This is a genomic window from Planctomycetota bacterium, from assembly GCA_035574235.1.
Taxonomy (GTDB): Bacteria; Planctomycetota; MHYJ01; order MHYJ01; family JACPRB01; genus DATLZA01.
Genome location: DATLZA010000184.1, coordinates 44,697 through 51,739, shown reverse-complemented (window position 1 = coordinate 51,739; position 7,043 = coordinate 44,697). Strand labels below are relative to the sequence as shown.

The following is a 7,043-nucleotide window of genomic DNA, read 5'->3' as shown; positions in this document are numbered from 1 at the left end:
GCCCGCCCCCGCCGCCCCCGCCGAAAGCCCCGAGCTCAAGCGGGTCCTCACGTTCGACCGGGAACACCGCGGCGATCCGTCCTCCTACGAACGTATCCTGACCGAGTACGACACCTTCATCGCCTCCTCCGCCGATCCCGTCTTCATCGAACGGGCCCGCAAGGCCCGCGCGGAGTTCGAAGCCTTCATGGAGCGTCGCGCCGAAGAGGAACTCGCCCGCCTCCCCGCGGCCGGCGACCCGGTGGCGCGACGGCGCGCCCTGGAAACCTTCCCCCCGCCGCTTCTTCGCCTCACCGCCGCCGGACGCCGCGCCGCCGAGGAGATCGAACGCCTCCCCGCCCTCGTGCGCCGCAAGTTCGAGGAGGACGAGCGTCGCGTTCACCGGCTCCTCGACGAAGGCGCCTTCCGCGAAGCCCGCGCGCTTCTGGAATCCATGCGCGACTACGCCGAGGACGCCCAGCGCCGCCGCGCGGAGGAACTGCTGGCGGACCTGCCCCGCCGCGAACGCGAGTTCGAGGATCCGCTCGTGCGCGCGTATGAAGCCGTCCGCCGCCGTTTCGAGGAACTTCTCGTCAAACGCCGCGCCGGCGCCGCCTGGAGGGAAGCGGCCGACTTCCTGCGCGCTCCCCGCCCCCCGGCCGAGCGCGACCGGCTTCGCGCCGAGGGCGTCCCCTACGATCGATTCCTCGCCCTGGCCCCGGAATCGAGCCTTCCCTACGAAATCCTGGCCGACGCGCGCACGGACCTGGGCCATCTCCTCCGGACGGCCGGCGAAACGCTTCCGTACCGCATCCTGACCGATCTGCTCGACGCGCTCGACCTCGAGTGGCTGCTGCGCCGCGTCGCCGTGGGGCTGGGGACCCTGCGCGACTCCGGCCGCGAGGTGACGCTGGCGACCTTCGGCGCGGCGGGCCGGATCGACTTCGGTCCCCAAGGCTACCTTTTCCAGGCCAAGGGCCGTCCCGCGCGGCCTCTGTCGATCGCGGAACTTCGTCCCGAGGACCTTGTCCTCCTGGCGGCGGCCTCGCAGGGCCGCACGCTCGAGGAGGCCTACGAAACGGACGCGTCGCTCGCGCGCGCGGCGGCGGTGGCGTTCCTCTATTCGGCGGATCCGGAGCGCCTTCCCCGGGCGCTCCGGTGGCTGGAGCAGGCGGCGCGGCTGGACCCCGAATTCCCCGCCCCCCGGCTGGCGCGCCTGCGCGCGGAAGGCCGGCGCCGCGCGCGGGAGGACCTGGCCGCGGTCCGCGCCGAGGCGGCACAGGGAAAGCTCGAGGAGGCCCGCAAGGCGGCCGCCGCGCTCGAGGACGCCTGGGCCCACGATCCGGAGATTCGCGACGAGGCGGCCCGCCTCTCCTCGGAGGTGATCACCCTCCTCCTGGAACGGGCCCACGAGGCGCGCGATTCCGGGCGGGTCAAGCAGTACGCCCGCGAGCTCCGCCGCCATCATCCCGGCCGGCACGACGAATCCCGGGTGTTGCGCCTCTATGGACAGGCGCTCCGCGCCACCGGCTTCTGGGACTTCCTGGCCGCCGACCCCGCCGGCGACGCCTGGACCTGGGACGGCAAGGCCCGGGGCGCCCCGGCCCCCGCCCGCCTGGAGGGCGCCGAGCTGCGCCTGGCGGCGGGACGCTCGATCGCCCCGGCCCCCGGTCGCGCCCGCGGGGCCTCGGGACTCTCCGCCCAGGTCCGCGTTCCCGAGGCCGCCCCGTCCTTCCACGCGGGCGTCCGCCTGGGAAAATTCCGGCTGGTCCTGGCCGACGCCTCCCGCGCCGCGCTCCTGGAGGAGGTCGAAGACACTTCGCGCCTGGTGCGCTTTTTCCCGCTGGAACGGCCGCGCGGATCCGACGACTGGACGGAACTGGCGCTGGTCGCAGAGGCGGGGGACGTGGCCGGATTCGTAGACGGAAAGCCCGTCTTCATCCTTCCCGCCGCCGCTCCGGCCGAAGGCGCGATCGCGCTCGTGACCGATGTGGAAGCGAGCTTCCGCCAGGTCCGCCTGCGCAAGTAGCCGCGGCGCCTATTTCCCCGCGGGCTGGGCCAGACGGCCGGCGCTGAACAGAAGAAGCCCCGCGATCAGATAGGCCAGCTCGGCCTTCAGGTTGTTGTAGGAAAGCCCCACAAGAAGGCCGACTCCGACCACGCAGATGCCGAACCCCATGAGGATCCGGCTGACGGCATAGCGAACGATGGGAGACTCCAGGGGTTCTGAAACCCCGTACGCTCAGGGTTCCTTTTTCGGTTCTTCCTTGGGCGCTTCGGCGGGAGGCGCCGCCGGCGCTTCTCCTCCTTCCTCGCTCTTCGCGGCGGCAGCCTTGGCGGCTCGCTCCTTGAGAACGTCGGCCGAAACCTTGCCCTCGCCGGCGCAGAAGTCGCACTTCCGCGATCCCTTGCAGACCGGGCACGCCCCGGGCTTGGCGTCCTTGCCCGTGGCGCAGTTCGGACACGGAGGAGACTTGCCGAGGTACGTGATGTAGCCGTTCCCCTTGCAATTGAAGCACTTCCCGTCCGGCTGTTCCATGAGGAAGCACGCCTGGCAGGAGCCGGAACCGCGGCAGTAGCCGCACCGGTAGGCGTTGGCCCATCGGACGCGGGCATCGCACCCCTTCCGGTCGGGGCATCGCTCCGTCCCGAGCTCCAGGGTCCGGCCGCACCCCGGACAGGCGGTCTTGACGGAGCGCACGTCCTGGGCGAGCTGCTTTGCGGTGTTCGGCGAGGGCCCGAGGAACTGGACCACTCCGTCCTGGACGCCGCCTCCGCACGCCGAAAGCGCGGCCGCGCCCACCCACAGCCAGGCGTCTCTGAGCCTCATGCGATTCGCCCTCCAGGGCACCCGCCCACTATATAAGGACGCGCGAGAACCGTCAAACCCCGGCGACCGTCACGTCACGATGGCCAGGACCTGGCCTTCGTAGACGAGCTTTCCGCGCACGACGGCCTGAGTGGCCGCGCGGGCGCCCCGGCGGGACATCTCGAGCATCTTGGCCACGATAAAGACGCGGTCCCCCGGCCGCACCACGCCCCGAAAGCGCACCCCGTCGATCCCGCCGAAGACGACCAGCCGGTCGGCGATCTCCGGGACGCCCGTCTTGTAGGCCACCAGCGAAACCTGGGCCGCCGCTTCGACGAGAAGAACCCCGGGAAGGATCGGGTTGCCGGGAAAGTGCCCCGAAACCCAGAACTCGTCCGGCCGGACGTCCTTCCACCCCACGGCGATCATCTCGCGGGGATCGTTATGACAGATCCCGTCCACGAGGGCCATCGCGTCGCGATGCGGGAGAATGCGGGCGACCCCCTCGCGGTCCAGAAGCGGCCGGAGAGGCTCGAAGCGGGACAGATCCGCCAGAAGAGGGCCGGGCATACGCGCGGATTCTATCGGCGTGCGCCGGCCTTGCCAACAAAAACGCCTACACCCCGAACTGTTTGCGGATCTCGTCCTTGAAGCGCTGCTTGGGCTGAGCCCCGACGATGCGCGAAACTTCCTTGCCTCCTTTGAAGAAGACGATCGCGGGAATCGACATGACCCCCAGGTGAGCGGCGGTCTCCTGGCTGTCATCCACGTTGGCCGCCACGATCTTGACCTTGCCGCCGTACTCCTTGGCCAGTTCCTCCATCACGGGAGAGAGCCGCACGCAGCTGGGTCACCACTCCGCCCAGAAGTCCACGACCGCCGCCGGGGCGCCGAGGACTTCCTGCTGAAAGTTCTGATCGGTCACTGCGGGTAGGTGGGCCATGAGAAATGCTCCTTTCCGGCTGCACGTTGTACCACGGCCGGGGGCGGAATCAAGGGTTACTTGCGCCCGCCGCGGCCGGGAGGCCTTTCTTCAGAAACTCCACGAATTCGGACACCGACGGACGGCCGCCCAGGCGCGCCACTTCGCGCCCGTCCGGCGTGAAAATCACATAGAGCGGCAGCGCCCCGCCGAACCGCTCGTTGAGCAGGCGGTTGTTTTCCTCGTCCATCGCCCGGCTTCGGGGACCTTTCCGGTCCGTCCAAAGCTCGGCCACGACGTAATGCTCCGAAAGGATCTTCTCGACCTCGGGAGCCGCCAGAACCGTCCCGCGGTTCGCCAGGCAGTTCGATCAGGTGACGCCGGTGAATTCCACGAAGAGAGGTTTGCCCCGGCGCTTCGCCTCCTCCAGTCCGGCCGGAAGCGTGGTCCCGTGGATGGGCGGCGGCGGCACGATGGTTTCCAGCAGTCCCAGCCGCCGGCCCGTGAACCCGTAGGCCATGACGCCTCCCAGCGCCAGGAACAGCCCCGCCGAGACGAGCCGGAAGAACCCCGGCCGCGCGCGGAAGAAGCGCAGCAGGTAAAGCGCCACGCCCACCCCCACCGCCGTATAGAGCGCGAGCACCACCCAGCGGTTCAGGACCCCGATCTCCCAGGACTGATCGGCCTTGGACAGATAAAAGACCGCGAGCCCGAGTTCCACGAACGCCATCGAGGTCTTCACCGTCCCCAGCCAGCCCCCGCTCCTGGGCACCTCCCGGAGCAGCCCGGGAAAGATTCCCATCACGAAGAAAGGAAGCGCCATCGTCGCCGAATAGGCCAGCATCGCAATGAGCGCCGAAAGGCGGTGCCCCTGGGCGGCCAAGGTGAGGATCGTCGCGGCGATCGGAATCGTGCAGGTGAAGGTCACGATCGAAAACACCAGGCCCAGGATGAAGGCTCCGCCCACGCCCTGCCGCGGCGTTCCGGCGAGGCGGGACTCCAGTCCGAACGGAAGCCGGATCTCGTACCATCCGAAAAGCGACCCGGTGAACCAGAGGAACAGAAGCCCCACGCCCACGTTTACCCACGGATTGGCGGCGAACTCGCGCGCCCCGCCGGCTCCGAGCAGAATCGTGAGTAGAAAGCCGAGCCCCGTAAAAGACAGGATGATCCCCAGCGAGTACGCTCCGGAAAGGACCATGCCGTGCGAACGCGATCCGGCCGCCTGCTTGAGAAAGTACGTCAGCGTGATCGGGATGAGCGGATACGTGCAGGGCATGACCAGAGAGATCAGGCCACCCGTCATTCCGAGAAGGATCAGCGCCCAGACGCCCCGGCGCTCGAAGTCCTCGGCCCCCGCCGCCGGCTGAACTTCGCCCTGCGCCACGACGATGGGGAACGAAAACGGCGTCCGCGCGGGAATGCAGACCGCCGAGCAGATCTGATAGTCCACCAGGCCCTTCACTTCGAAAGGACCGGGAGCCGGGCCCGGCTTGAGGTAGACGGGAACCGTGAACGTGACCGTCCCTTCGTGGTAATCGTACGCCTCCAGTCCCGCCTCGGCCGGCTTGGTCTTGGGCTTGGGTTCCTCCACCTTGCCCGCCGGCTCGGCCGCTTCGAAAACGAATTTCGTGGGCGTTCCGGTCGTGGTGGGATAGGTCGGATAGATGTACCATCCCTTGGGGATTTCGACCTCGAAGGACACCCGGAAGGTTTCGCCCACGCGGACTTCGCTCTTCTCGGGACGGATCGCGACGATCCGGATTTCGGGCTTCTTTCGCGCGAAGCCTCCCGGCTCCTGCGGCGCCGGCGCCGCCGCGGCAACAGCCAGAATCGTTGTCCAAAGAAACATGGCGGTATTATATAGGGAACGGGGAAGGACGGAACCGAATTCCCCCGATGCAACGGAGCCGACCATGGCCAAACACGCGATTCTGGAAACCGAACGCGGCACGATCACGCTGGAACTCTTCGAGCGGGAGGCCCCCAGAACGGTGGCCAACTTCGAGAAGCTGGCCAACTCCGGCTTCTACAACGGCGTCTCGTTCCACCGCGTCATCGCGGACTTCATGATCCAGGGCGGCGATCCGACCGGCACGGGCCGCGGCGGACCGGGTTACGAGATCGAATGCGAGATCCACCCCGACCGCAAGCACGTCCGCGGCGCCCTTTCGATGGCCCACAAAGGGCAGTGCCGCCACGACCCGAAGACCGGACGGCGGCTGTCCGGCCGCTGCACCGGCGGATCCCAGTTCTTCATCACCCACGTCGCCACGCCCCGCCTCGACGGCGTGCATACGGTCTTCGGGCAGGTCCTCTCGGGTCAGGACGTGGTGGATCGCATCGTCCAGGGAGACCGGATGCTGCGCGTCGAGGTGCGGACCGTCTCCGGGCCTACTCCGGCAACCGGTTGAGAAGCGCCACGAACTCCTCAGGCGGCGCAAAATCGATCGACCGGGCCCGCACGCGCGAGGGCAGATCCGTCATCCTCCCGTCCCGCCACCAGAAGAGACCCGGATGGATGGACCCCGGGCCTTCCTGGTACATGCCGAAGGCCACCGCGATCATGGACTGAAGAACGGGCACTACCTTCATGTCCGCGATCGGGTGGTAAAGGACGGCGTGACGGTGGGGCACGGCCACCAGCGCGCCGTGCTCGGGGGCCGGCCCGAGATATTCCCGCAGGAAAAGCGCGTGCGAGGCGGTGAAGAAGCTGTCCCCGGCCAGTGCGTAGAAGGCCGCCCCTCCTTCCACCTCGAAACGGCGCGGCTCCAGAAGCCCCTCGGCGCGCACGTTGGCCAGGCCCAGCGCGAAGAGCTCCTCCTCCGGGCGACCCCAGGCGCCCAGGTGCTCCCGAGGCACGGTGCTCACGGACGAAGGCAGATCGTAGACGAGCGTTTCGACCAGGCCCGGCGCGGGCACGCGATGGACCAGCCGCTCGGGCCCCATGTGCCGCAGGTAGTCCGGATGGTAGAGCCGCACCTTGAGAAGGGAGCGCACGTCGTCGAAGCGCCGGGCGCGGGCGTCGATCTCGCGGGATTCCTCGGAGAAGCGGAACGTGCTGTCGAAGTGGCGGGCCACCACGGACGGCCACTCGCCGCGGGGAGAGGCGTGACAGAGCTGGGCCAGGTTCAGCAGGCCGTACTCGGAGGGATCCGGACCGGGGGCGGGCAACCGCAGGATCCCCTCGTCCAGCTCATAGGCCAGTCCGCGGCGCTTCATTTCGGCGTCGAGAACGGCCAAAAACGCCCGATACCCCTCGGCGTCGAAAAAGCAGGCCCATCCGGGAACGTCGTCCCGGGAGCCGAAAAAGCGGCCCACCAGGCTCACGCG

At 68.7% G+C, this 7,043-nt stretch carries 9 protein-coding genes; 2 read left to right on the top strand and 7 right to left on the bottom strand.

The window, feature by feature from the left end; genetic code table 11:
* The coding region (locus tag VNO22_17435) for a hypothetical protein (protein ID HXG63157.1) at nt 1–2,008 on the top strand (2,008 nt) is incomplete at its 5' end.
* 9 nt (nt 2,009–2,017) lie between these two features.
* Here the strand turns inward: VNO22_17435 and VNO22_17430 are convergent.
* The 6 genes from VNO22_17430 to VNO22_17405 all read right to left on the bottom strand — a co-directional run bounded on the left by VNO22_17430 (nt 2,018) and on the right by VNO22_17405 (nt 5,562).
* On the bottom strand, nt 2,018–2,158 hold the full coding sequence (locus VNO22_17430) for a hypothetical protein (protein ID HXG63156.1): 141 nt from the start codon (nt 2,156–2,158) through the stop codon (nt 2,018–2,020).
* 63 nt (nt 2,159–2,221) lie between these two features.
* Nucleotides 2,222–2,809 (bottom strand): hypothetical protein, encoded by a 588-nt coding sequence (locus VNO22_17425; protein HXG63155.1) that lies wholly within the window; start codon nt 2,807–2,809, stop codon nt 2,222–2,224.
* A 69-nt stretch (nt 2,810–2,878) separates the two neighbouring features.
* Nucleotides 2,879–3,358, bottom strand: coding sequence for a 3-hydroxyacyl-ACP dehydratase FabZ family protein (locus tag VNO22_17420; protein HXG63154.1), 480 nt, complete (start codon nt 3,356–3,358; stop codon nt 2,879–2,881).
* Between the two features lie 46 nt (nt 3,359–3,404).
* Nucleotides 3,405–3,629: a thioredoxin domain-containing protein gene (locus VNO22_17415; GenBank protein HXG63153.1), complete on the bottom strand. Its 225-nt coding sequence runs from the start codon at nt 3,627–3,629 to the stop codon at nt 3,405–3,407.
* Between the two features lie 151 nt (nt 3,630–3,780).
* Nucleotides 3,781–4,005 (bottom strand): hypothetical protein, encoded by a 225-nt coding sequence (locus VNO22_17410; GenBank protein ID HXG63152.1) that lies wholly within the window; start codon nt 4,003–4,005, stop codon nt 3,781–3,783.
* Between the two features lie 75 nt (nt 4,006–4,080).
* Entirely contained in the window at nt 4,081–5,562 is a 1,482-nt protein-coding gene (locus tag VNO22_17405) for a cytochrome c biogenesis protein CcdA (protein ID HXG63151.1), read from the bottom strand.
* A 64-nt stretch (nt 5,563–5,626) separates the two neighbouring features.
* Between VNO22_17405 and VNO22_17400 the strand changes: the two genes are divergently transcribed.
* Nucleotides 5,627–6,124 carry a peptidylprolyl isomerase gene (locus VNO22_17400; GenBank protein ID HXG63150.1) on the top strand — a complete coding sequence of 166 codons (498 nt, stop codon included), beginning with the start codon at nt 5,627–5,629 and terminating at the stop codon, nt 6,122–6,124.
* Here the strand turns inward: VNO22_17400 and VNO22_17395 are convergent.
* Complete coding sequence (locus VNO22_17395) at nt 6,105–7,040, bottom strand: hypothetical protein (GenBank protein ID HXG63149.1); 936 nt, start codon at nt 7,038–7,040, stop codon at nt 6,105–6,107. The genes VNO22_17400 and VNO22_17395 overlap by 20 nt on opposite strands.
* Nucleotides 7,041–7,043 lie beyond the last annotated feature (3 nt).